This window comes from Pseudonocardia phyllosphaerae (assembly GCF_046546475.1).
GTDB lineage: Bacteria > Actinomycetota > Actinomycetes > Mycobacteriales > Pseudonocardiaceae > Pseudonocardia > Pseudonocardia phyllosphaerae.
This window is the reverse complement of the sequence record NZ_JBKGXS010000009.1, coordinates 104,412-128,111: the sequence shown is the minus strand read 5'-3', so window position 1 is coordinate 128,111 and position 23,700 is coordinate 104,412. Positions and strand designations below refer to the sequence as shown.

The window sequence follows — 23,700 nt, the reverse complement described above, 5'->3', positions numbered from 1 at the left end:
GTGCCGCCGATCGCGGACGGATCCTGTCCTCGTCCGGGCCGGGTGCGCCGGAACCTCTACGGTCGTCGTCGTGGAGACGAACGAGCGGGTCGGCCGGTACGTGCGGATGACGGCGGTCGAGGGCCAGGGACCGGAGCTGGCGAAGGCGCTGCTGACCGTGGCCGACGGGATGGCCGGGCAGCCGGGCTGCCTGGCCTACGTGGTGAACACCGCCCCGGACGAGCCCGAGACGGTCTGGGTCACCGAGATCTGGTCCGACGCCGCGTCGTCGGAGGCCGCGCTGTCCCGCGACCTGGGCGAGGCCGGGCTCGGTGCGGTGCTGGAGCTGCTCGCCGCGCCGCCGGAGTACATCGAGGTCACCCCGCTGGGCGGCCCCGGGCTCGGCTGAGCCCGGAGCCGGCGCGCGCCCGGCTCCGCTGCTCGAACACCGCTGCTCGGCCCGGGCGCTCAGCCCTGCTGCTCGGTCCGCTCCTTGCGGGCCTTGAGCGAGCCCGGCTTCGCCGTGCGCCCGGTGTTGCCGCCGCGGGTCACGACCAGCGACGCGACCGTCACGATCGCCAGGATCCCGAGGATGACGACCAGGCTGATCATGGTCGGGATCTCCGGGACCGCCGGTGAGATGTCGACGTGCAGCCAGTGCAGCACCAGCTTCACGCCGATGAAGCCGAGGATGATCGCGAGCCCGGTCGAGAGGTAGATCAGCCGGTCGAGCAGGCCCTTGACCAGGAAGAACAGCGCCCGCAGGCCGAGCAGGGCGAACGCGTTCGCCGCGAAGACGATGTAGGCCTGCTGGGTCACGCCGAACACCGCGGGGATCGAGTCGAGCGCGAACAGCAGGTCGATCCCGCCGATCGCGACCAGCACCAGGAACAGCGGCGTGGCCACGCGCCTGCCGCCCTCGCGGGTGAACAGGTGCCCGCCGTCGTACTCGGTGCTGACCGGGAAGAGCCGGCGGGCGCCCTTCACGACCATGTTGTCCTCGATGTCGGGCTCCTCGTCCTTGTGCCGGTAGAGCTGCACCGCCGTCCAGAGCAGCAGCAGCCCGAAGACCAGGAACATGAACGAGAACAGGTTGAGCAGCGCGGCCCCGACCAGGATGAAGATCGCGCGCATGATCAGCGCGAGCACGATGCCGAAGGTCAGGACCTTCTGCTGGTGCTCGTCGGGCACCGCGAACGTCGTCATGATGACGACGAAGACGAACAGGTTGTCGACCGACAGGCTCTTCTCGACGATGTAGCCGGTGAAGTACTGGGTGCCGAAGTCCCAGCCGTGGACCTGGGCGAACACGATGCCGAAGACGACGGCGACCGCGATGTAGAACACCGACCAGGCGGTGGCCTCACCGAAGCCGACCTTGTGCGGCCGGAGCCAGCCCTGCACCAGGTCGACCGCCAGCAGGGCGAGGATCACGCCGATCGTGACGGCCCATTCGAGGCCACTGATCTCCAGCACCGGGAGTCCCCTCTCGCGCGTGGCGACCGCCACGACGTGGACGTGCGCGAGACCCACCATATCGGGCAGAGCGGACGCTCCGCCGGACTCGGCGTCCCACCCTCCGGACCGGGTTTGACAGAAGATCAGCACGCCGCGCACCGTTCGTCCGTCCGGGGCATCCGACCGGGACACGACGACGTGGAACGGGCGGGGACGACATGGGCGGCAGCGGTGCGGAAGCGGCGACCGGGGCACCCGCGGGCACGATGTCCGCGCAGCGCATCGCCGTCGCGAGCTTCATCGGGACCGCGATCGAGTTCTACGACTTCTACATCTACGGCACCGCCGCCGCGCTGGTGTTCAACACGCTGTTCTTCCCGAACCTGTCGCCGGTGTTCGGCACGCTGGCCGCGCTCGCGACGTTCGGCGTCGGGTTCGTGGCCCGCCCGGTCGGCGCCGTCGCGTTCGGGCACTTCGGTGACCGGGTGGGGCGCAAGGCGACGCTGGTGGTGTCGCTGCTGATGATGGGCGTCGGGACCGTGGTGATCGGGGTGCTGCCCACCCACGAGACGGCCGGCGTGCTCGCGCCGGTCCTGCTCGTGCTGTGCCGGTTCGTGCAGGGCTTCGGCCTCGGCGGCGAGTGGGGCGGTGCGGTGCTCATGGCCACCGAACACGCCCCGGCCGGACGGCGCGGCCTGTACTCCAGCTTCCCGCAGATCGGGCCGGCGGTCGGGTTCGTCGTCGCCAGCGGGTTCTTCCTGGTCCTGTCCGCGGGACTGTCCGACGCGCAGTTCGCCGCGTGGGGCTGGCGGGTGCCGTTCCTGGCCAGCGCGCTGCTGGTCGTCGTCGGGCTGTGGATCCGGGTGCGGATCGCCGAGTCGCCGGTGTTCGAGCAGGCCGCGCAGGAGCGCGAGTCCGCGAAGGCGCCGCTGATCGAGGTCGTGACCCGCCAGCCGCGCTCGCTGCTGCTCGCGACCGGCGGCATGGTCGTCACCTACATGCTGTTCTACGCCGTGACCACCTTCGGTCTGTCGTTCGGCACCGGCAGGCTGGGGCTGTCCAGGACGATGCTGCTCGTCGCGGCGATGATCTCCGCCGTCGTCATGGGCATCGCGACGCCGATCCTCGCGGCCTGGTCGGATCGGCTCGGCCGCCGCCGCGTCTGCCTCTGGTTCTGCGCGCTGGCCGTGGCGTGGGCGTTCCCGCTGTTCCGGCTGCTCGAGACCGGGAACCCGGTGCTGATCACGCTCGCGTTCTCGGTCGCGATGGTCGCCTTCGCCGGGGTGTTCGCGCCCATGGGCGCCTTCCTGCCCGAGCTGTTCGCCACGCGCTACCGCTACACCGGCGCGTCGATCGGCTACAACGTCGCCGGGATCGTCGGCGGCGGGATCGTCCCGCCGCTGGCCACCAGCCTGGTCGCCGCAACCGGCTCGTCGACGCCGGTGTCGCTGCTCGTCGCCGGTCTCGCCCTGGTCAGCCTGCTGTGCGTGTGGGCCCTGCCCGAGACGAGCTCGACCGACCTCACCGACGGCGACGCCTTCACTCGGTGACGACACAGTGACCGTGCACGCTCACCGTGCGTCATGACGACCCACAGTCACCGAACGACCGCACAATCCCCGCGAATGCCCGCACCGGCTGCTGTCATCGAGCGAGTCGATCGCGGAATCGTCATCATGAAGTAACTTAAAGTAGTTAGCTTTCCGCACCGACCGTACCGCTGGTTACGGAGCTGACCTGCACCTCTGCGAGTGGTTGACTCATCACACAGGGTTTGCTCGGACGACAAACAAAACGCTGCGTGACACAGCTCATCCATGAAAACTCAGCGTGATATTTGCGCTGGTCGGCCGCATTACTGCGACCGTCCGAAGTGTTGACAGTCGCCCGAACGGCTGATCTCGCCGCAGCAACCGCGACGCTCCGTATGCGACAGTCCCTGTCGTTCGCATCAGTCGACACCTGGAGTGACCCCGTGACGGACCTGGATGACCGGGCCGTTCGGACGGCAACGGCGCCGGTTCCCCGAACCGCCTTCCTTCCCGCTGCTGACCCGACCGCCCCGCCGTTCGCGGGGTCCGGGAAGACAGCCCCCGACGACGCACCGACCGACACCGCAGCCGGCCGCTTCGCCGCGACCAACCCCGCTGCGGTCAGCCACCCCGCCCTCGACGACACCGCCGCGTGGGACCGCTACGCGGACCGCGTCCTGGACGCCCGGCACCGCAGCCGGCGCGCCCCCGTGGTCGCGACGCTGCAGATCGTCGAGCGCCGCCGGATCGCCGACCGCCTCGGTCACCGCGGCGTGGACGAGCTGCTGGCCCAGCTGGCCTGGCTGGTCGACGGCGACCTCGAGCCCGACGACCGGCTCGGCCCGGACGGCCACGGCGGCCTGCGGCTGCTGCTGCGCCACACCTCGCCGCACCAGGTCGCCCGCCGCCTGGACCGGATCGTCTCCCGCCTGACCCGCCGTGAGTTCCACGTCGGCGGCGAGCCGGTGCGCGTCACCCCGGTCGTCGGCTGGACCACCGCGGACGACGGCGTCGGAGAGGCCGACGAGGACGTGTCCGACGACGCGGCCGACACCGCGACCGAGCGCGACGAGAAGGCCCGCCGCCTGGAGCGGATGAGCACCCGGGCCCGCGAGGCGGCCGACGCCGCCGCCGCGCAGCTCGACCTCGTCCCCCGCCGCTGGACCCCCGAGCTCGCCCCGGCCGCGGCCGAGGCGGAGCCGAAGGGCTTCCTCGGCTTCCTGCGCACCCCGAAGTTCCTCGAGTCGCTGCGCACGCCGGTGCAGGTGCTCGCCACGTTCGTGCTGGGCATCGGCCTGCCGCTGGCCGTGCTGGTCGGCGCGCTGCAGTTCGGGATCGACCTGGGCACCCCGGCGTACTTCTTCGTCGTGGCGTCGCTGGTGTTCACCGCGACGACCATCTGGGTCGAGGGCTTCCGGGCGCTGAGCCCGGACACCCCGCCGGAGGCGCCCGCGGGGCCGTACCCGGCCGCCGTCGCGATCATCCCGGCGTACCTGCCGAACGAGGCCGCGACGATCATGGAGACCGTCCGGCACTTCCAGCGCCAGGACTACCCGGGCGAGCTGAGCATCGTCGTCGCCTACAACACCCCGCGCCGGCTGCCGGTCGAGGCCGAGCTGGCCGCCGCGGCCGCCGACGACCCGCGCCTGACCGTCATCGACGTCCCCTTCTCCACCTCCAAGGCGCAGAACGTCAACGCCGCCCTGCAGGTCGCCGACGGCGAGATCACCGGCATCTTCGACGCCGACCACCAGCCCCGGCGCGACGCGTTCACCCGCGCCTGGCGCTGGATCTCCCACGGTGCCGACGTCGTGCAGGGCCACTGCGTGGTCCGCAACGGCAGCGCGTCGATGGTCGCGCGCACCGTCGCCGTCGAGTTCGAGTCGATCTACGCGGTGAGCCACCCCGGCCGCGCGTCGCTGCACGGCTTCGGCCTGTTCGGCGGGTCGAACGGCTTCTGGCGCACCTCGGTGCTGCACGCCACCCGGATGCGCGCGGAGATGCTGACCGAGGACATCGACTCCTCGATCCGCGCCGTGCTCGACGGCCGCAAGTGCGTCTACGACCCGGGCCTGCTCTCCTACGAGCTCGCCCCGGCGACCCTGTCCGCGCTGTGGCACCAGCGGATCCGCTGGGCCCAGGGCTGGTTCCAGGTGTCGCGCCGGCACCTCGACGCCGCGGTGCGCTCGCCCCGGCTGTCGGCCCGCAACAAGATCGGCATGGCGTTCCTGCTCGGGTGGCGCGAGCTCTACCCGTGGATCGCACTGATGATCATCCCGGTCGTCGCGTTCCAGGCCTGGAAGGCCGGCGGCGTCACGAACCTGGACTTCCTGGTGCCCAGCCTGCTGCTGGCCACGATCTACACGACCGCCGTCGGCCCCGGGCAGACGCTGTTCGCGTGGCGGCTCGCCGCGCCGGAGGTCAAGAAGCACCCGCGCTGGTTCCTCGGGTACCTGTTCGTCGCGTCGCTGGGCTACTCCGAGCTGCGCAACGTCATCGCCCGGGTCGCGCAGCTCAAGGAGCTGACCGGTGAGCGTCGCTGGGTGATCACCCCGCGGGACACCGACGCGAGCCCGGAGGACGCCGCGGCCGGTGCCACCGCGATCGACGGTGCCACCGCGGCCGACGGTGCCGGAACCGCCGAGCGCACGGTGGACGAGAAGGTTCTCGTCGACCGGGACACCGCCGAGGGTCTCGTGGTCGGTACCGAGACCCGGACCGTCACCGTCCCGGCGCAGCAGGAGGTCGTCCGATGAGCGCCCCGACCGCCTACCGCACCCCCGCGCCGCCGACCCCGGTCGCGCCGCAGCCGCCTCGCGAGGTCCGGCAGGAGCGGTTCGCGCTCGACGGCTACCGCGCCGTCGCCGCGATCGCCGTGCTGATCTTCCACGTCTACCAGTTCAACCGTTCCGGGCCGGCCTCCCAGTGGCCGCTGGAGGGCTCGTTCTGGCACGGCGTGCTGACCCACACCGACCTCGCCGTCGACATGTTCTTCGTGCTGTCCGGGCTGGTGCTCGGGCTGCCGTTCGCGAAGGCCGCCCTGGGCCGGCGGGCACCGCAGCAGATGCGGCGGTTCCTGATGCGCCGCACGGCCCGGCTGATCCCGTTGTACTTTGTCGTCGTCATGCTCGTGTGGACGTTGACCAACCCGGACCTGCCCGGGCACTGGACCGACCTCGTCCTGCACCTGACGTTCACCCAGGTGTGGTCCACGGACTACATCTTCTGGACCGACGGGCCCGCGTGGACGCTGGCCTGCGAGATGCACTTCCTGGCGCTGCTGGCGCTGCTGGGCGCCTGGGCGCAGTCCCGGGTGCCGCGGATCACCTCGGTCCGTGCCCGCTACGCCGTCCTCACCGGCGGCGTCGCCGTCCTGATCGCGGCCGGCGTCGGCTACCGCTTCTGGGCGATGTCCGCGGGTGTGCCCGGCACGCAGTGGGCCGCCTGGTTCAACCCGCTCGCCAAGCTGGACGTGTTCGCGCTCGGCCTGGCCCTGTCGATCGTCGCCGCGAGCGGTGTCCGGATCCGGCGCGCGTCGGTGCGGGCGCTGCTCGTGCTCGCCGCCGTCGCGGCCGTCGCCGGGACCACGCAGCTGAACCCGATGCACGGGGCCGGTCTCGTCGCGACGCACCTGCTGTCCGGGCTGGCCTGCGTGCTGCTGCTGTCCTCCAGCGTGCTGGCCCCGCGCCAGCCCCGCTGGCTCGCGACCCGGCCGATGGTGTTCCTCGGGACGATCGGCTACGGCATCTACCTCTGGCAGGAGCCGGTGCTGCGCGTGCTGTCGGGTTACGGCCTGCTGGCCCGGGCCCAGCCGGGCCCCGCGTTCCTGGTGGAGGCGCTGTTCCTGTTCGCCGTCACCGTGTGCGTGGCGTGGGTCGGGTACCACGTGATCGAGCGGACGGCGCTGCACGTCGTCGCCAGCGTCGACGAGCACGGCCGCAGGCGGGACTACTACCCCGAGCCCGGACCGCCGCCGGAACCGGTCGCCGCCCGGTGACACCTGCGCAACGCCGCCGTACCGGCGCCCTCGCCGCCGTCGTCCTCGTGACGACGGCGGCGTTGCTCGTCGGGCTGCTGATCGCCGCGGGCCGCGACGTGTCCGCGCCGGACCCGATGGTCTCCCGCGACCTCGGCACGCTCGCCCCGACCGCAGGCGTCGGCCCGGACGGCGTGCCGACGCAGAACGGCCCCGGCAACGACACCGTGCTGCCCTCGACCGAGCAGCAGCCGGACCGGCCGGTCCTCGACCTGTCGGGAACGTGGCGCAGCCAGCGGGTCGACACCGACCACGGGTTGTCGCTGCGCGACCGGCCCTCGGCGATGGCCGAGCTGGAGCGCACCGCCGGCGGGCGGCAGCTGCCCGGCTACGACGACTCGGGCTGGGCCCAGCACCGTGTCCCGATGCCGGAGGGCGAGCGCCGCGGCGCCGCGCAGGGATCGACCGAACCGGGCTCCGGACCGGAGACCTACGAGAACGGCGTCTGGTACCGGCGCACCGTGACCGCTCCCGTCCCCGCGCCCGGACAGCGGGTGCGGCTGGAGTTCGACGCCGTCGCCTCGATCGCCGACGTCTGGGTCGACGGCCGCTGGGCCGGTGTGCACGAGGGCGGCTACACCCCGTTCGTGCTGGACGTGACCGACGCCGTCGCCGCCCGCGGCGGACGTCCGGTGACGGTCGCGGTGCGCGTGGACAACCCGCCGCTCGGGTCGCGGGCCGACACGCTGCCCGCCCGGCGGGTGGACTGGCCGAACGACACCGGGATCCTCGGTGGCGTCCGGATGGAGTACGTCCCGGCCGGCGGGATCGCCCGGCTCGACGCCGTCCCCACCCGGCTCGGCGACACCGACCCGGCGGAGCGGATCGGGCTGGACACCACCGTCGTCACCGGGCCGGACGTGGACCCGGACGCGGTCGCGTTGCGGCTGACCCGGGCCCGGACCGACCCGGCACTGCTGGCCAGCCCACGTCCATCCGATCTGGACGGTGCGCCGGCCGGGTTCCGGGAGACCGGCCGGACGGTGACCCGCGAGCCGGACCGCACGGTCGTACGTATCTCGCTGGAGGTCGACCGGCCAGCACTGTGGTCGCCGTCGGATCCTGCGCTGCACGTGCTCACCGCGAGCGTGCCCGGTGACCGGTACGCCACCCAGGTCGGGCTGCGCACGGTCGGCGTCGCCGACGGATCGCCGCAGGTCCTGCTGAACGGTCGGCCCGCGCGGTTCGCCGGGCTGAACCGGCACCAGGAGTGGCCGGACTCGGGGCGCGCGGTGACCGACCCGGGCCGGATCGTCAGCGACCTGCGCGACGTGAAGGGCACCGGCGCGAACCTGCTGCGCACCGCGCACTACCCGAACGACCCGCTGACCTACCTGGTCGCCGACCGGCTCGGGCTGGCCGTGATCGAGGAGATCCCGTCCTGGTGGGCCGACGCCGAGCAGTTCGCCGACCAGGAGCAGCGCGGCGTCGCGGAGCAGACATGGCGGGAGATGATCTTCCGGGACCGGAACCGGGCGTCGGTGCTGGCGTGGAGCGCCACGAACGAGTCGTTCGCGCCGCAGCGCCGGGCCGCGTTCCTGAACCGCCTGGTCCGGGACCTGCGGACCGGCTATCCCGACGGGCGGCTGGTCACCCAGTCGGCCGCGGTCGACCGTCCGGGGCCCGACGACCCGAGCCGCGACCAGCTCGACGTCGCGGGCTACACGCTCTACCCCGGGGTGTTCGACGGCGGCTCGGCGCCCGAGGCCGCGGTCCGCGCCCGGGACACGCTCGCCCGGATCCGTGCGGCCCGACCGGACCAACCGGTGTGGGCGACCGAGTTCGGCGCCTACGCCCGGCAGGACGACGCGCTCGCCGGTCGTCAGGCCGCGCAGTTCGACGCACTCTGGCCGGTGCTGCGCGACGATCCGGGCGTCGCCGGTGCGGCGTGGTGGGCGCAGCGCGACGGCTACACCCCGCTGGCCGGGGTGAACACGTTCGGCCTGCGCACGTTGTCCGGTGGGGACGGTCGTGGCGGGAAGCCGCGGCCGGTCGACGGCGCGTTGCGCCGGGCCTACGCGGCCGCCCCGCCGGTGCCCGCGCCCGGTCCGGTGCTGCCGCAACGGGCGCCGCTGGTGCCCGAGCCGGTGGAACAGCCCGAGCCGGGACCGGACATGCCGGGGCTGCTGTCGTCGTTCGACACCGCCGACCCCGCGGAGCCGGCCGGCGGAGCGCAGGTCGGCCCGGCCGTCGACGGACGGCTGCCGGTGTTCCCGACCGGCCGGACGCCGTCGGTACGCGTCGGGCTGCGCCATCCGCCGGCCGAGCTGCGCGACCGGATCTGCGTGACCGTCGACGACCCCGTCGGCGGCGCCGCGGTGCGGTTCACCGTGCCCCGCCCCGACGACCCGACCCCCGAGAACCCGACCGGCGCCGCCCGCATCGACGCCGACGGCCGCACCACCCCCGGCGAGCCGACCCGGCTGTGCGCCGGTCTCGACCGGGGCGGCAGCGGCGGCGGGGGCTCCGAGGGCAAGGGCGGCAGCACCCCCGACCGGGCCCGGACGATCACGGTCACGCTCGACCGCGGCGACGACCGGCGCCCGCACCCCGAGCCCGTGCAGCTCTCGGACCTGCGGAGCGGGTAGCGGGTTCTCTCGTTCGCCCGTGGCGGGGGCGTGGGGCTCCCGGCCCCGATCCGGGCCCGGGCAGGTGTCCCACCCACGAAATACCTCAGCCACTGAGACGTCCCCGCCTGACGTCTCAGTCGGTGAGGTACTTCCGCCGGATGGGGGTCCCGGGTCTCTCGTCTCCTCCGCCGATCCCCTGGGACCGGAGCCTCCACAGGGGCCGGAGCCGGGGAATACCTCACCGACTGAGCTATCGGCTGGGGACGTCTCAGTAGCTGCCGGGGACGTCTCAGCGGCTGAGGTATCTCCGGCATGTGGCACCTGTGGTCGTCGCGGAACCCCAGCCGGAGCGGCGCCGATCGCGGCCGGAACACCGATGAGCATCACCGAACGCCTCGAGTACGCCGAGACCCTCTCGCCGCTGCTGCTGCGCTGGGAGGTCGTCGCCGTCAACCGGATCCGCCGGGTCGCGGAGCGTCATCGCCTGTCGCTCAACGAGATCCTCGTCGTCGCGGAGCTGTTCGCCCGGCCCCACGGCCTGCCGGGTTCCGAGATCGCCGTGCGGGTCGGGCTCGGGTCGGGCGGAATCAGCATGCTCCTCGCCCGGCTCGAGGAGCGGGACTTCGTCGAGCGGTTCCCGGATCCGCTCGACCGGCGGAACACGATCGCGGTCGCCTCGCCGGAGGCCCGCCGGGAGCTGTGGCCCGATCTGCTCGTCCCGGACGTCGATCTGCTGCTGACAGGGCTCGACGAGCAGCAGGCCGCGGCCGCCCGCAGGTTCGTCGGAGCCGCCGTGGACGCCGGGATCCGCCGCGCGTTCCGCGCGAGCACCCGCGACCACCGGCGCCGCCAGGAACAGCGGGACCGCCGTCAGGAAGCCCGCCGCCGGCGCCCGCGCGCCTGACCGGGGCAGGGCTGCGCGTCCGGCGCCCCCGCACCTGACCGCGGCGGCTGCGCGTCCGGCGCCCGCTCACACCTCCGCCCGCGCCCACCCCACGCTGCGCTCGACCGCGCGACGCCAGTTCGCGTGCTCACGCTCGCGCACCGCCGGGTCCATCGCCGGCTCCCAGGCCGCGGCGCGGTGCCAGTTGCGGCGCAGCACGTCCGGGTCCGGCCAGTAGCCGACGGCGAGACCGGCCGCGTACGCGGCGCCCAGCGAGACCGCCTCGGATCCCAGCGGCCGCTCGACCGTCAGATCCAGGACGTCGGCGACGCATTGCATGAGCAGGTGGTTCGCGGTCATCCCGCCGTCGACCTTCAGCCGGGTCACGCCGACCCCGGAGTCGCGGTTCATCGCGTCGAGCACCTCGCGGGTCTGCCACGCCGTCGCCTCCAGCACCGCCCGCGCCAGGTGTCCACGGTGGATGTAGGACGTCAGCCCGACGATCACTCCACGCGCGTCCGGGTACCAGTGCGGCGCGTACAGCCCGGAGAATGCTGGGACCACGTAACAGCCGCCGTTGTCCGGCACGGTCATCGCGAGCGTCTCGATCCGCGCGGCCGTCGAGATCATCCCGAGCGCGTCGCGGAACCAGCGCACCAGCGACCCGGTCACCGCGATCGAGCCCTCCAGGGCGTAGACCGGCTCGTCGCCGAGCAGGTACCCGACCGTCGGGATCAGCCCGGCCTCGGACCCGGCGATCCGCGACCCGGTGTTCTTCAGCAGGAACGCGCCGGTCCCGTAGGTGCACTTCGCCTCACCCGGTGCGAAGCACGTCTGCCCGACCAGCGCCGCCTGCTGGTCCCCCAGCGCCCCGGCCACCGGCACCCCGGGCAGGACCTCGGTGCAGGTCCCGTAGACCTGCGCGTTCGGCACGATCTCCGGCAGCATCGCCCGCGGCACCCGCAGCGACCGGCACAGCGGTTCCGACCACTCCAGCGTGCGCAGGTCCATCAGCATCGTGCGGCTCGCGTTGGTGACGTCGGTGACGTGCCGCCCGCCGTCCGGTCCGCCGGTGAGCTTCCAGATCAGCCAGGACTCGACCGTCCCGAACAGCACGTCCCCGCGTTCGGCACCGTCCCGTGCCCCGGGCACGTGGTCGAGCAGCCACTGCAGCCGCGGCCCCGCGAAGTACGTGGCCGGCCCGAGCCCGCTGACCCGGGCGTACTGCGCCGCGTCCGCATCCGACGCCAGCCGGGACACGATCCCGTCGGTACGGGTGTCCTGCCAGGTGATCGCCCGGGCCAGCGGCGTCCCGGTGTGCCGGTTCCAGACCAGCGTCGTCTCCCGCTGGTTCGCGATCCCCAGCGCCGCGACGTTCTCCGGCCGCAGCCCGGCCCGGCGCAGCGCCACCGGCACCACCCGTTCGACGGCCCGCCAGATCTCGGTGGCGTCGTGCTCGGCCCAGCCCGGGCGCGGAAAGTGCTGGCGGTGCTCGCGCTGGGCGACCGCGACCATCCGCCCGGAGCGGGTGAACAGCAGGCACCGGGTCGACGTCGTCCCCTGGTCGATCGCCGCGACGACCCGTTCGTCGCCGGTCACGGCCCCTCCTCCAGCCCGGCCGCGATCTCCGCGGCCGCGGCGGCCAGCTCCACGACCGGCCCGGGCCGCACCCGGCCGTCGGCGGTGAACAGGTCCTCGGTCGGCGCCCCGACGCCGAGGGCGGCCACGGTCAGCCCGCCCCCGCTGCGTACCGGCACAGCCAGCCCGCCGACGCCCGGCTCCCACCCGCCGGGCTCGGCCGCCCAGCCGCGCAGCCGGGTCTCCTCGAGGGTGCGGGCGAGCCGGGCGGGGCTGGTCGCGGTGCGCCGGGTGTAGGCGGTCATCGGGTCCTCGGCCCGCACCGACGACGGCGCGAACGCCAGCAGGCACAGCCCCCACGCCGTCGCGTGCAACGGCTCGATCGTGTTGGTGCGCAGGCGCTGCGGTGTGCCGTCGGGCCGGAACACGTGGTGCACGACGTCGACGCCGCGCCCGTCCTCGGCCGGTACCCCGAGGTACACCGCGCATCCGGTGCCCGCGGCGAGCACGTCGGCCCAGTTCATCGCGCGCGCCCGCAGGTCGTGGCGGTCCCAGCGGGTCCCGAGCCGGTCCAGCGCGTCGCCGGGCAGGTAGCGCCCGGTGGCCGGGTCCTGGGCGACCAGGCCCTCGTCGCGCAGCGTCCGCAGGATCCCGTGCGCGGTCGGCCGCGGCAGGGCCAGCGCGGCGGCGACCTCGGCGAGCGCCAGCGGGCGCCCCGCACCGCCGAGCAGCCGAAGCATCGCGGCGGCGCGTTCGACGGACTGGATCGGCCGCGGCACAACACCATCGTAGGGCCATCGGGGATGGACCAGGACCCGTTCGACCCGCAACGTTCGGCATTGCCGAACGGCTCGCGTTGCCCGGGTGTGTCCCCGGTCCTAGCGTCGCGATCCTTGGCGGGGCCGCCCGGTCCCGCACGGGACCCAGATGAAGGGGGTTCGATGACGAGCTCCGAGAAGACCGGCTCCACCGAGTCGGCGATCCCCGCGCCCGGGAAGCAGCCGTCGCTGCTGGGCGAACTGTGTGCCGAGTTCGCCGGCACGATGATCCTGATCCTGTTCGGTGCCGGTGTCGTCGCCCAGGTGCTGACCACACCGGACGGCTCCAAGGGCGGGCACGACGCCATCGCCTGGGCCTGGGGCTTCGGCGTGATGCTCGGCGTCTACGTCGCAGGCCGCGTCTCCGGCGCGCACCTCAACCCGGCGGTGACCCTGTCGTTCGCGGTCTACCGCGGCTTCTCCTGGAAGAAGGTCGCGCCGTTCGTGGTCGCGCAGACCCTCGGCGCGTTCGTCGCCGGTCTGATCGTCCGCCTCACCTACGCCGACCTGATCCGCAAGGTCGACCCGAACCTGACCGAGACCGCGGGCATCTTCTCCACCTCACCCGGTGACGGCGTCTCGATCCCGACGGCGTTCCTCGACCAGGTCGTCGGCACCGCGATCCTGGTGTTCGTGATCTTCGCGCTGACCAGCCCGCGCAACAAGGGCCCGCTGGCCAACATGGCCCCGTTCATGATCGGCATCCTGGTCGTGGGCATCGGCATGGCGTGGGGCACCAACGCCGGCTACGCGATCAACCCGGCCCGTGACTTCGGCCCGCGCCTGGCGTCGTTCGTGACCGGCTACGACACCGCCTGGGTCACCGACCAGGGCACGCCGTACTGGTGGCTGCCGATCATCGCCCCGATCATCGGCGCCGTCGTGGGCGGCGGCCTGTTCCAGGTGCTGATCGAGCGCCACATCCCCGACGACGACTTCCAGGAGGTCGGCCGCGCGGCCTCCTGAGCCGCCCCGACCCGTCCGCTCCGCATCCCGCGCATCCCAGGAGACCCGCATGGCCGAGTTCGTCGGTGCCGTCGACCAGGGCACCACCAGCACCCGCTTCATGATCTTCGACCACGGTGGCAACGAGGTGGGCCGCCACCAGCTCGAGCACGAGCAGATCCTGCCGCAGGCCGGCTGGGTCGAGCACAACCCGATCGAGATCGTCGAGCGCACCAAGGCGGTCCTGGAGACCGCGCTGACCCGGACCAAGCTGTCCGCGTCGGACCTGGCCGCGCTCGGCATCACCAACCAGCGCGAGACCACCGTGGTGTGGAACCGCAACACCGGGCGGCCGTACTACAACGCGATCGTCTGGCAGGACACCCGCACCGACCGGATCGCCTCGGCGCTGGAGCGCGAGGGCAAGGGCGAGGTGATCCGCCGCAAGGCCGGGCTGCCGCCCGCCACCTACTTCTCCGGCGGCAAGATCCAGTGGATCCTGGAGAACGTCGACGGCGTCCGGGAGGCGGCCGAGCGCGGCGACGCGATCTTCGGCAACACCGACACCTGGGTGATCTGGAACCTGACCGGCGGCATCCGCGGCGGCCGGCACGTCACCGACGTCACCAACGCCAGCCGCACCATGCTGATGGACCTCGAGACCCTCGACTGGGACGACGAGCTGCTCGGCTTCTTCGGCATCCCGCGCCGGATGCTGCCGGAGATCCAGCCGTCGTCGACCCCCGACGGGTTCGGCGCCACGCTGGCCAACGGTCCGCTGGCCGGCGAGGTACCGATCACCGGCGACCTCGGCGACCAGCAGGCCGCGACCGTCGGGCAGGTCTGCTTCGCCCCCGGCGAGGCCAAGAACACCTACGGCACCGGCAACTTCATGCTGCTCAACACCGGTACCGAGCTGGTGCGCTCGAAGTCCGGGCTGCTCACCACGGTCGGCTACAAGTTCGGCGACGAGCCGGTGGTCTACGCCCTGGAGGGCTCCATCGCGGTCACCGGCTCGGCCGTGCAGTGGCTGCGCGACCAGCTCGGGATCATCTCCGGCGCCGCGCAGTCGGAGTCGCTGGCCGGCCAGGTCTCCGACAACGGCGGGGTCTACTTCGTACCGGCGTTCTCCGGGCTGTTCGCGCCGTACTGGCGCTCCGACGCCCGCGGCGCGATCGTCGGGCTGTCCCGGTTCAACACCAACGCGCACCTGGCCCGGGCCACCCTGGAGTCGATCTGCTACCAGTCCCGCGACGTCGTCGACGCGATGAGCGCCGACTCCGGTGTGGCCCTCGACGTGCTGAAGGTCGACGGCGGGGTGACGATGAACGAGCTGTGCATGCAGATCCAGGCCGACGTCCTCGGTGTGCCGGTGTCCCGCCCGGTCGTCGCCGAGACGACGGCCCTGGGCGCGGCCTACGCGGCGGGCCTCGCCGTCGGCTTCTGGAACTCGACCGACGAGCTCCGGGAGAACTGGAACGAGGCGCGGCGCTGGGAGCCGCAGTGGGACGAGGCACAGCGCGAGGCCGGATACGCCCAGTGGCGCAAGGCCGTGCAGCGCACCCTGGACTGGGTCGACGTGGAATGACGGCTCCGAACCCGAGCACGCACACACGAAGGGTCTGATCATGAAATCGGTGGCGCTCTCCCCCGACGCCCGCACCGAGGCACTGCAGGAGATGGCCGGGACCGAGCTGGACGTCCTCGTCGTCGGCGGCGGGATCGTCGGTGCCGGGTCGGCGCTCGACGCCGCCACCCGCGGGTTGTCCGTGGGTCTGGTCGAGGCGCGCGACTTCGCCTCCGGCACGTCCAGCCGGTCGTCCAAGCTGATCCACGGTGGCCTGCGCTACCTGGAGATGCTGGACTTCCGGCTGGTCGCCGAGGCGCTCGCCGAGCGCGGGCTGCTGATCCAGCACCTCGCGCCCCATCTGGTGCGCCCGGTGCCGTTCCTCTACCCGCTCAAGGGCCGCGGCTGGGAGCGGTTCTACGCCGGCGCCGGCGTCGCGCTCTACGACACCCTCGGCTACCTGTCTGGCCGCTCGCGCGGGCTGCCGCGGCACCGGCACCTCACCCGGCGCGGGGCACGGCGGATCTTCCCGTCGCTGCGCAAGGACGCCCTGGTCGGCGCCCTGGAGTACTACGACGCCCAGGTCGACGACGCCCGGCACACCATGTTCGTCGCCCGCACCGCGGCGGCGTACGGGGCGCACGTCGCGACCAGGGCCCGGGTCGTCGACCTGATCAAGGACGCCGGACGGGTGGTCGGCGCCGTCGTGCAGGACCTGGAGTCCGGCGAGCGGATCGAGGTCCGGGCCAAGCAGGTCATCAACGCCACCGGTGTCTGGACCGACGACACCCAGGCTCTGGCCGGGGAGCGCGGACTGTTCAAGGTGCGCGCGTCGAAGGGCATCCACCTGGTCGTGCCGCGGGACCGGATCCGCGGCGAGACCGGGCTGATCCTGCGCACCGAGAAGTCGGTGCTGTTCGTGATCCCGTGGGGCCGGCACTGGGTCATCGGCACCACCGACACCGACTGGGACCTCGACAAGGCCCACCCGGCGGCATCGGCGGCGGACATCGAGTACCTGCTCGAGCACGTCAACACGGTGCTGGAGCAGCCGCTGACCAGCGACGACGTCGAAGGTGTCTACGCAGGCCTGCGCCCGCTGCTCTCCGGCGAGTCGGAGTCGACGTCGAAGCTGTCCCGCGAGCACGCCGTCGCCACCCCGGTGCCGGGGCTGGTCGTCGTCGCGGGCGGGAAGTACACGACGTACCGGGTGATGGCCGCCGACGCCGTCGACGCGGCGGTGCACGGGCTGGACAAGAAGGTCCCGGCGTCGTGCACCGACGACGTCCCGCTGCTCGGCGCGGAGGGTTTCCACGCGCTGGAGAACTCCACCGCGCGCCTGGCCGCGGAGTCCGGGCTGCGCAAGGTCCGGATCGAGCACCTGCTGGGCCGCTACGGCTCGCTGATCCAGGAGGTCCTCGACGTCGCCGCGGCGGACCGGACGCTGGCCGAGCCGCTGGCCGGGGCGCCGGACCACCTGCGCGCGGAGATCGTCTACGCGGCCTCGCACGAGGGCGCCCGGCACCTCGACGACATCCTGGCCCGCCGGACCCGGATCTCGATCGAGACGTTCGACCGCGGCGTCGCGGCGGCCGAGGAGGCGGCGCGGCTGGTCGCGCCGGTGCTCGGCTGGAACGACGAGCAGATCGAGCGCGAGATCGACCACTACCGCAAGCGGGTGGAGGCCGAACGGGAGAGCCAGAAGATGCCCGACGACGCCACCGCCGACGCCGCCCGCCTCGGCGCGCCGGACGTGGTGCCCGTCAGCGGGTGAGCTCCGAGCCCGAGCGGACCCCGGACGGCCGCTACGTCGTCGTCCGGGGCCGCCGCTGGGAGAACGCTCTGCAGAAACTGCGCTGAACCGTCTCCGTCGAGGACCGGAGCTGTCCGCATCGGGTCCTACCGTCGTTGGCGTCGGACCGGGAAGACCCGGCCGGCACCCGACGAGAGGCGGACGTCATGCAGGCACAGGCCGACCCCACCACCGAGCTCACCGGCGAGCGCGCCGAGCTGATCACCACTCTGGAGCGGCACCGCGGCTTCCTGCTGCAGACCGCGGACGGGCTCACCGAGGAGCAGGCCCGCACCCCGAGCACGGTGAGCGCGCTGACGATCGCGTCGCTGCTCAAGCATGTCGCGGACACCGAGGAGCAGTGGTTCCGCTTCGCCGTCGAGGGGGCGGACGCGTTCACCGACGTCTACAACTCCGACGTCGACTGGGACGCGGTGGCGGCCGAGGGCGAGACGAACGGCGGCGACTGGTCGGACAGCGAGTGGGAGGACGACCGGTTCACCCTCGCCGAGCACGAGACGCTGGAGTTCCTGCGGGCGCGGATCGAGCAGGTGGCCGCCCGCACCGAGGAGATCCTGCGCACCGCCGACCTCGACACCACCCACGCGCTGCCCGTCGCGCCGTGGTTCGAGCCGGGTGCGGCCTGGTCGGTGCGCCGGATCGCGCTGCACATGCTCGCCGAGATCAGCCAGCACGCCGGGCACGCGGACATCATCCGCGAGGCCATCGACGGCGCCAAGACGATGGGCTGAGGCGGGTCACTACGGTTGGCCCCATGGCGGACCTGGTGACCCTCGACGACATCGAGACGGCGGCGGAGCGGATCTCCGGCGGTGTCGTGCACACCCCGACGATCCCCTCCCCCGGGCTGGGCGCGTACCTGGGCTCGCCGGTGCTGCTGAAGCTGGAGCACCTGCAGCGGTCCGGGTCGTTCAAGCCGCGCGGGGTGCTGGCCAAGCTCGCGTCGCTGTCCGATGACGAGCGGGCTGCCGGGATCGTCGCCGTCTCCGGTGGCAACCACGGCCTCGCCGTCGCCGAGGTCGCGGGGGCCGAGGGCGTGAGCGCCGTGGTCGTCATGCCGGAGAACGCGCCGGCCCGCTCGATCGCCTCCGCCCGCGCCGCGGGTGCCGACGTCCGGCTCACCCCGGACATCCCGGCCGCGTTCGCGCTGGCCGCGCAGCTGCAGGCCGATGGCATGACCCTGGTCCACCCGTTCGACGACCCGGTGACGCTGGCCGCGCAGGGCACCGTCGGGCTGGAGCTGGCCCGTGACGCCGCCGCGCTCGGCGCGCCCCCGACCGACGTGCTCGTCTCGATCGGCGGCGGCGCGCTGCTGTCCGGCGTGGCGACGGCGATCCGTGCGCTGCTGCCGACCACCCGGGTGTGGGGTGTGGAGACCCGGGGCGCCGAGGCGATGTCCGCGGCGCTGCGCGCGGGCGGCCCGACGCCGGTCGAGATCACCTCGGCGATCACGACGCTGTCCGCGCCGTCGGCGTCGCAGCTGACCTACGACCACGCGGCCGCGCTGGTGACCGACGTCCTCGTCGTGGACGACGCCGACGCCTACCGCGAGACGCTCGCCCTGGCCGAGCACGCCGGGATCTGGGCGGAGCCTGCCGCGGGCTGCCTGGTACCCGCGGCCCGCGAGGTCCGCCGCCGGCACCCGGACACCCGGCTCGCCCTGGTCATCTGCGGGTCGAACGCCGACGTCGGAGACGTGGTGAGCAGAGCAGCTCAGATCTCCTGACCGGCCGCGCGCTCCTTGCGCAGCAGGATGTACTCGCGGATCACGAACACGATGATCGCGACGTCGAGCAGGGCCAGGAACGGCAGCAACACCGAGTGCGTGTGCCAGGCGTGGATGAGCTCGTAGACCACGAACGCACCGAGCACGACGACCGCGACCGGGTAGGCAGGCAGCCACTTGCGCAGCAGTGCGATCACCAGTGCGAGCTTGATGATCCCGTGCAGGCCCAGGTAGACGACCGCGAACGTCCGGTTGCCCTCGGCGAAGTGCTGGGTCCCGGTGACGAGGTGCCGGGCGAGGAACCCGTCCGGCGAGCCGATCAGGTCCCGGGCCAGCACCGCGGCCACGACCCGGTTGAGCCAGTCCCCGGAGACGAGCAGCAGCGCGACCGCGCCGATCAGCTCCGCGGCACCGTCGATGCCCTTCACCCAGAGCGCGAAGCGGAAGAGTCGTTCGGTCCAGCGGATGTTCTCCGCGGACTCCACCGGTGCCGATCCCGTCATGGCGTGAGCCTAGCCGGACCGCCAGGACCGTGGCGCGCCGCAACGGTCTCTCGTAACCTCATTAGCGATGCTCAACGTTGACGCCGGTCCGCGCCCCGACCGGTACAGATGGGTCGCGCTGTCCAACACCACCATGGGTGTCCTGATCGTCACGATCAACATGTCGATCCTGCTGATCGCGCTGCCGGACATCTTCCGCGGGATCGGGATCGACCCGCTCGCGCCGCAGAACATCGACTACCTGCTGTGGCTGATCATGGGCTACCTCGTGGTCACCGCCGTGCTCGTCGTCAGCTTCGGCCGGCTCGGGGACATGTTCGGCCGCACCCGGATGTACAACCTGGGCTTCGCCGTGTTCACCGTGTTCTCCGTGCTGCTGGCCGCGACCTGGCTGCACGGCGACGCGGGCGCGATCTGGCTGATCACGATGCGGGTGCTGCAGGGTGTCGGCGGCGCGCTGCTGCTGGCGAACTCGACGGCGATCCTCACCGACGCCTTCCCCACCCACCAGCGCGGCCTGGCGCTGGGGATCAACTCGGTCGCCGCGATCGCCGGCTCGTTCCTCGGGCTGGTCGTCGGTGGGGTGCTCGCCCCGCTGAACTGGCACCTGGTGTTCCTGGTGTCGGTGCCGGTCGGGGTGTTCGGCACGGTCTGGGCGTACGCGAAGCTGCGCGACACCGGCGTCCGCCGCGCGGCCCGGATCGACTGGTGGGGCAACCTGACGTTCGCGGTCGGCCTGGTCGCGGTGCTGATGGGCATCACCTACGGCATCCAGCCCTACGGCGACGACGTCATGTCCTGGACCAGCCCGACCGTGCTCGGCCTGATCGCCGGCGGGATCGTGGTGCTCGGGATCTTCGTGTGGATCGAGCGCCGCGTCGCCGAGCCGATGTTCCACGTCGAGCTGTTCCGGATCCGCGCGTTCTCCGCCGGCAACGTCGCGAGCCTGCTGGCCGCGCTCGGCCGCGGCGGACTGCAGTTCATCCTGATCATCTGGCTGCAGGGCATCTGGCTGCCCGAGCACGGCTACGCGTTCGAGGCGACGCCGCTGTGGGCCGGGATCTACATGGTCCCGCTGACGATCGGGTTCCTGGTCGCCGGGCCGGTGTCCGGGGTGCTGTCCGACCGCTACGGCGCCCGGGCGTTCGCCACGCTCGGGATGGTCGGGGCCGCGGCGACGTTCCTCGCGCTGCTGCTCGTGCCGGTCGACTTCGGCTACCCGGTGTTCGCGACGGTGCTGGCGCTTAACGGCCTGGCCATGGGCCTGTTCAGCTCACCGAACCGCGCGGCGATCATGAACGCGCTCCCGGCCGGGCAGCGCGGCGTCGGCGCCGGGATGACCTCGACGTTCCAGAACGCGGCCACGGTGCTCTCGATCGGCGTGTTCTTCTCGCTGCTCATCGCGGGCCTGTCGACGTCGCTGCCCGCGGCCCTGCACGACGGGCTGGCCGGTCAGGGCGTGCCGGAGGCCGCGGCGGACCAGGTGGCGGCGCTGCCGCCGGTGGCGATCCTGTTCGCGGCGCTGCTGGGCTACAACCCGATCGCGACGCTGCTCGGGCCGGACGTGCTGGCCCACCTCGGCCCGCAGCAGTCGGCGTACCTGACCGGGCGGGAGTTCTTCCCGCAGCTGATCTCCGGCCCGTTCGCCGACGGGCTGACCTTCGCACTCGGCTTCGCCGCCGCGGCCTGCCTGGTCGCGGCGGTGGCGAGCGCGCTGCGCGGCGGGAAGTACCACCACGTCGACGAGCCCGGCACCCGCGAGCCCGAACCCGCGGGCCGGTGAGACGCAACGGAGCCGCGGTCCCGGAACGGGGCCGCGGCTCCGGTCGTGCCGGGCGGGGTCAGTCGGTGCGGACCTCGGCGCCGTCCTGCGCCCACCGGGTGTGGAACGCGCCCTCGGCGTCGATCCGGTGGTAGGTGTGCGCACCGAAGTAGTCGCGCAGCCCCTGGATGAGGTTGGCCGGGCCGCGGGCGCGGCGGTAGCCGTCGTAGTAGCTCAGGCTGGAGGAGAACGCGGGGATCGCGACGCCGTTCTCGGTCGCGGTCACCACGACCCGGCGCCACGCGTCCTGCGCGTTCGCGACGGCCTCGGTGAAGTACGGGACCATCAGCAGGTTGTCCAGGTCCGGGTGCTCGGCGTAGGCCTCGGTGATCCGGTTGAGGAACTGCGCGCGGATGATGCAGCCGCCGCGCCAGATCCGGGCCATCGCGCCCAGGTCGAGGTCCCAGCCGTTGACCTGCGACGCCGCGCGCATCTGCGCGAAGCCCTGCGCGTAGGCGACGACCTTGGACGCGTAGAGCGCCTGCCGGACGTCCTCGACGAGCCGGTCGACGTCGCCGGACTTCTGCGGCTCGGGCCCGGCCAGCGTCGTCGACGCGGCCTCGCGCTCGGTGCGCAGCGCGGACAGCGTCCGGGCGAACACGGCCTCGGTGATGCCGGTCAGCGGGACGCCGAGGTCGAGGGCGTCGATCGCGGTCCAGCGCCCGGTGCCCTTCTGCTCGGCCTCGTCGGTGATGACGTCGACCAGCGGCTCGCCGGTCCGCTCGTCGGTCTTGGACAGGACGATGCCGGTGATCTCGATCAGGAACGACTCGAGGTCGCCGGTGTTCCACTGCTCGAAGATCTTCCCGATCTCCGGCGCGGACAGCCCGCCGACGTGGGTGAGCAGGTCGTAGGCCTCGGCGATGAGCTGGATGTCGGCGTACTCGATGCCGTTGTGCACCATCTTCACGTAGTGCCCGGCGCCGCCGGGTCCGACGTGGACGCAGCACGGGTCGCCGTCGACGTTCGCCGCGATCGCGGTGAGGATCTCGGAGACCTCGTCGTAGGCGGCCTCCGGGCCGCCGGGCATGATGCTCGGCCCGTTGAGGGCGCCCTCCTCGCCGCCGGAGACGCCGATCCCCATGAACCGCAGGCCGCGCTCCTCGCAGTAGGCGGCGCGGCGCTCGGTGTCGGGGAAGTGCGAGTTGCCGGCGTCGATGATGATGTCGCCGTCGTCGAGCAGCGGCGCGAGCTCGTCGATGACGGCGTCGACCGGCTTCCCGGCCTTCACCATGACCACGATCTTGCGCGGCGTCTCGAGCGCGTCGACGAACTCCTGCAGGCTCTCGGTGCCGGTGAAGTCGCCCTCGTCGCCGTAGTCGGCGATGAACTCGGTGGTCTTCGCGGTGGTCCGGTTGTGCACCGCGACCGGGAAGCCCCGGCGGGCCATGTTCCGGGCCAGGTTCGCCCCCATCACCGCCAGTCCGGTGACGCCGATCCGGCTCTTCTCCGCCATCTCCCGCTCCTCTGTCGTCGCCGGCGCCGGTCCGGCGCCGGATCACATCCTCGCGTCCGGGGTTCCCGTTCCGAGCGGGTGGGCGCGCATGCCGTCGGTCACCCTGCCAGGAACGCGAGCAGCAGGTCGGTCGCGGCCTGCGGCGCCTCCTGCGGGATCCAGTGCCCGGCACCGGAGATCTGCTCGAACCGGAAGTCGGTGACGAACTCCGAGGAGCGGCGCATCTGCGCGTCGGTCAGCGCGAGGTCGCCGTCGCTCCACACGCCGAGCACCGGGATCCGGATCGGCGGCACCCGGGGCAGGTCGGTGGGCACGAACGTCGCCGGGTCGACGTTGGCGCGGTACCAGTTCAGCGACGCGGTGAGCGCGCCCGGCCGGGACAGGTCGGCGATCTGCTGCTCGGGCAGCGGGTGCCCCGGCGGGAACGACGCCTGCGCCCAGGCCCGCAGGAACTGCCAGTCGTGCGCGGGCATCACCTGCTCGGCGACGCCCGGGAACTGGAACCAGAGCATGTACCAGGACATCGCCTTCTGCCGGAACCCGGCGGCGGCGAACGCGGCGGGGTGCCCGACGGAGAACGCGGCGTAGCGGGTGATCCGCGGCGTCTCGGCGGACAGGTCGCCGAGCACGAGCGCCCAGCCGAGCCCGGCGCCCCAGTCGTGCCCGGCGAGCGCGAACTCGCCGATCCCGAGCGCGTCGGCGACGCCGAGCACGTCGTGCACCAGGGCCGTCATCGCGTAGTGCTCGACACCCTCGGGCCGGTCGGACTCCCCGAACCCGCGCAGATCCGGGACGACGACGCGGTACCCGGCCGCGGCCAGCGCGTCGGCCTGCTCGGTCCACAGTGTCGCCCGGTCCGGCCAGCCGTGCAGCAGCAGCACCGGCGGCCCGTCGCCTCCGGTGTCGTGCACCGAGAGGGTGATCTCGTCGAGCGTGGTGCCGGGGACGGTGACCCGCTGCGCGGGAGGCAGAACCATGCCCGGACCGTATGCCAGGGGCCGGAAGGATGTCAGG

General features: G+C 72.8%; 18 protein-coding genes. 12 read left to right on the top strand and 6 right to left on the bottom strand.

Features of this window, described 5'->3' with window-relative positions:
* The first annotated feature begins 70 nt into the window (after positions 1-70).
* Positions 71-388 carry a putative quinol monooxygenase gene (locus ACLE50_RS18550; RefSeq protein ID WP_410944843.1) on the top strand — a complete coding sequence of 106 codons (318 nt, stop codon included), beginning with the start codon at positions 71-73 and terminating at the stop codon, positions 386-388.
* A 59-nt stretch (positions 389-447) separates the two neighbouring features.
* Here ACLE50_RS18550 and ACLE50_RS18545 read toward each other — a convergent pair whose 3' ends face one another.
* The gene (locus ACLE50_RS18545) at positions 448-1,455 is read right to left on the bottom strand and encodes a TerC family protein (RefSeq protein ID WP_410944842.1); all 1,008 of its coding nucleotides are present in this window, start codon (positions 1,453-1,455) and stop codon (positions 448-450) included.
* A gap of 248 nt (positions 1,456-1,703) precedes the next feature.
* Here ACLE50_RS18545 and ACLE50_RS18540 point away from each other — a divergent pair, with 248 nt between their 5' ends.
* The 5 genes from ACLE50_RS18540 to ACLE50_RS18520 all read left to right on the top strand — a co-directional run bounded on the left by ACLE50_RS18540 (position 1,704) and on the right by ACLE50_RS18520 (position 10,479).
* A complete protein-coding gene (locus ACLE50_RS18540; protein ID WP_410944841.1) occupies positions 1,704-2,987 on the top strand; it encodes an MFS transporter in 1,284 nt (427 codons plus the stop codon).
* 425 nt (positions 2,988-3,412) lie between these two features.
* The gene (locus ACLE50_RS18535) at positions 3,413-5,725 is read left to right on the top strand and encodes a glycosyltransferase (protein WP_410944840.1); all 2,313 of its coding nucleotides are present in this window, start codon (positions 3,413-3,415) and stop codon (positions 5,723-5,725) included.
* Positions 5,722-6,966, top strand: a complete 1,245-nt coding sequence (locus ACLE50_RS18530; RefSeq protein ID WP_410944839.1) for an acyltransferase family protein — start codon at positions 5,722-5,724, stop codon at positions 6,964-6,966. Before ACLE50_RS18535 ends, ACLE50_RS18530 begins: the two co-directional genes overlap by 4 nt.
* Entirely contained in the window at positions 6,963-9,593 is a 2,631-nt protein-coding gene (locus tag ACLE50_RS18525) for a glycoside hydrolase family 2 TIM barrel-domain containing protein (RefSeq protein ID WP_410944838.1), read from the top strand. Before ACLE50_RS18530 ends, ACLE50_RS18525 begins: the two co-directional genes overlap by 4 nt.
* Before the next feature lie 358 nt (positions 9,594-9,951).
* Positions 9,952-10,479, top strand: a complete 528-nt coding sequence (locus ACLE50_RS18520; RefSeq protein ID WP_410944837.1) for a MarR family winged helix-turn-helix transcriptional regulator — start codon at positions 9,952-9,954, stop codon at positions 10,477-10,479.
* 66 nt (positions 10,480-10,545) lie between these two features.
* Here ACLE50_RS18520 and glpK (ACLE50_RS18515) read toward each other — a convergent pair whose 3' ends face one another.
* Both glpK (ACLE50_RS18515) and ACLE50_RS18510 read right to left on the bottom strand, forming a co-directional pair.
* Complete coding sequence (gene glpK / locus ACLE50_RS18515; RefSeq protein WP_410944836.1) at positions 10,546-12,057, bottom strand: glycerol kinase GlpK; 1,512 nt, start codon at positions 12,055-12,057, stop codon at positions 10,546-10,548.
* Entirely contained in the window at positions 12,054-12,815 is a 762-nt protein-coding gene (locus ACLE50_RS18510; RefSeq protein WP_410944835.1) for an IclR family transcriptional regulator, read from the bottom strand. Before ACLE50_RS18510 ends, glpK (ACLE50_RS18515) begins: the two co-directional genes overlap by 4 nt.
* A 162-nt stretch (positions 12,816-12,977) precedes the next feature.
* On the opposite strand from ACLE50_RS18510, the gene ACLE50_RS18505 reads away from it, so the two are divergent.
* From ACLE50_RS18505 to ACLE50_RS18485, 5 genes are all read left to right on the top strand, one after another.
* Positions 12,978-13,820: an MIP/aquaporin family protein gene (locus ACLE50_RS18505; RefSeq protein WP_410944834.1), complete on the top strand. Its 843-nt coding sequence runs from the start codon at positions 12,978-12,980 to the stop codon at positions 13,818-13,820.
* A 49-nt stretch (positions 13,821-13,869) separates the two neighbouring features.
* Entirely contained in the window at positions 13,870-15,387 is a 1,518-nt protein-coding gene (glpK, locus tag ACLE50_RS18500; protein ID WP_410944833.1) for a glycerol kinase GlpK, read from the top strand.
* 40 nt (positions 15,388-15,427) lie between these two features.
* Positions 15,428-17,140: a glycerol-3-phosphate dehydrogenase/oxidase gene (locus ACLE50_RS18495; RefSeq protein WP_410944832.1), complete on the top strand. Its 1,713-nt coding sequence runs from the start codon at positions 15,428-15,430 to the stop codon at positions 17,138-17,140.
* 185 nt (positions 17,141-17,325) lie between these two features.
* A complete protein-coding gene (locus ACLE50_RS18490) occupies positions 17,326-17,910 on the top strand; it encodes a DinB family protein (RefSeq protein WP_410944831.1) in 585 nt (194 codons plus the stop codon).
* A gap of 23 nt (positions 17,911-17,933) precedes the next feature.
* The gene (locus tag ACLE50_RS18485; RefSeq protein WP_410944830.1) at positions 17,934-18,905 is read left to right on the top strand and encodes a threonine/serine dehydratase; all 972 of its coding nucleotides are present in this window, start codon (positions 17,934-17,936) and stop codon (positions 18,903-18,905) included.
* Here ACLE50_RS18485 and ACLE50_RS18480 read toward each other — a convergent pair.
* Positions 18,893-19,408 (bottom strand): DUF2127 domain-containing protein, encoded by a 516-nt coding sequence (locus ACLE50_RS18480; protein ID WP_410944829.1) that lies wholly within the window; start codon positions 19,406-19,408, stop codon positions 18,893-18,895. The genes ACLE50_RS18485 and ACLE50_RS18480 overlap by 13 nt on opposite strands.
* 67 nt (positions 19,409-19,475) lie before the next feature.
* Between ACLE50_RS18480 and ACLE50_RS18475 the strand changes: the two genes are divergently transcribed.
* Positions 19,476-21,191, top strand: coding sequence for an MFS transporter (locus ACLE50_RS18475; protein ID WP_410944828.1), 1,716 nt, complete (start codon positions 19,476-19,478; stop codon positions 21,189-21,191).
* A 58-nt stretch (positions 21,192-21,249) separates the two neighbouring features.
* Here ACLE50_RS18475 and gndA read toward each other — a convergent pair whose 3' ends face one another.
* Complete coding sequence (gene gndA / locus ACLE50_RS18470; protein WP_410944827.1) at positions 21,250-22,686, bottom strand: NADP-dependent phosphogluconate dehydrogenase; 1,437 nt, start codon at positions 22,684-22,686, stop codon at positions 21,250-21,252.
* 98 nt (positions 22,687-22,784) lie between these two features.
* Positions 22,785-23,663, bottom strand: a complete 879-nt coding sequence (locus tag ACLE50_RS18465) for an alpha/beta fold hydrolase (protein WP_410944826.1) — start codon at positions 23,661-23,663, stop codon at positions 22,785-22,787.
* Between the last annotated feature and the right edge of the window lie 37 nt (positions 23,664-23,700).

Bases quoted from the DNA above. Each gene is read 5' to 3' on its own strand.
- ACLE50_RS18540 (WP_410944841.1), top strand. From the start codon at position 1,704: ATGTCCGCGCAGCGCATCGCCGTCGCGAGCTTCATCGGGACCGCGATC.
- ACLE50_RS18530 (WP_410944839.1), top strand. From the start codon at position 5,722: ATGAGCGCCCCGACCGCCTACCGCACCCCCGCGCCGCCGACCCCGGTC.
- ACLE50_RS18520 (WP_410944837.1), top strand. From the start codon at position 9,952: ATGAGCATCACCGAACGCCTCGAGTACGCCGAGACCCTCTCGCCGCTG.
- ACLE50_RS18505 (WP_410944834.1), top strand. From the start codon at position 12,978: ATGACGAGCTCCGAGAAGACCGGCTCCACCGAGTCGGCGATCCCCGCG.
- glpK (WP_410944833.1), top strand. From the start codon at position 13,870: ATGGCCGAGTTCGTCGGTGCCGTCGACCAGGGCACCACCAGCACCCGC.
- ACLE50_RS18495 (WP_410944832.1), top strand. From the start codon at position 15,428: ATGAAATCGGTGGCGCTCTCCCCCGACGCCCGCACCGAGGCACTGCAG.
- ACLE50_RS18490 (WP_410944831.1), top strand. From the start codon at position 17,326: ATGCAGGCACAGGCCGACCCCACCACCGAGCTCACCGGCGAGCGCGCC.
- ACLE50_RS18485 (WP_410944830.1), top strand. From the start codon at position 17,934: ATGGCGGACCTGGTGACCCTCGACGACATCGAGACGGCGGCGGAGCGG.
- ACLE50_RS18480 (WP_410944829.1), bottom strand. From the start codon at position 19,408: ATGACGGGATCGGCACCGGTGGAGTCCGCGGAGAACATCCGCTGGACC.
- ACLE50_RS18475 (WP_410944828.1), top strand. From the start codon at position 19,476: ATGCTCAACGTTGACGCCGGTCCGCGCCCCGACCGGTACAGATGGGTC.
- gndA (WP_410944827.1), bottom strand. From the start codon at position 22,686: ATGGCGGAGAAGAGCCGGATCGGCGTCACCGGACTGGCGGTGATGGGG.
- ACLE50_RS18465 (WP_410944826.1), bottom strand. From the start codon at position 23,663: ATGGTTCTGCCTCCCGCGCAGCGGGTCACCGTCCCCGGCACCACGCTC.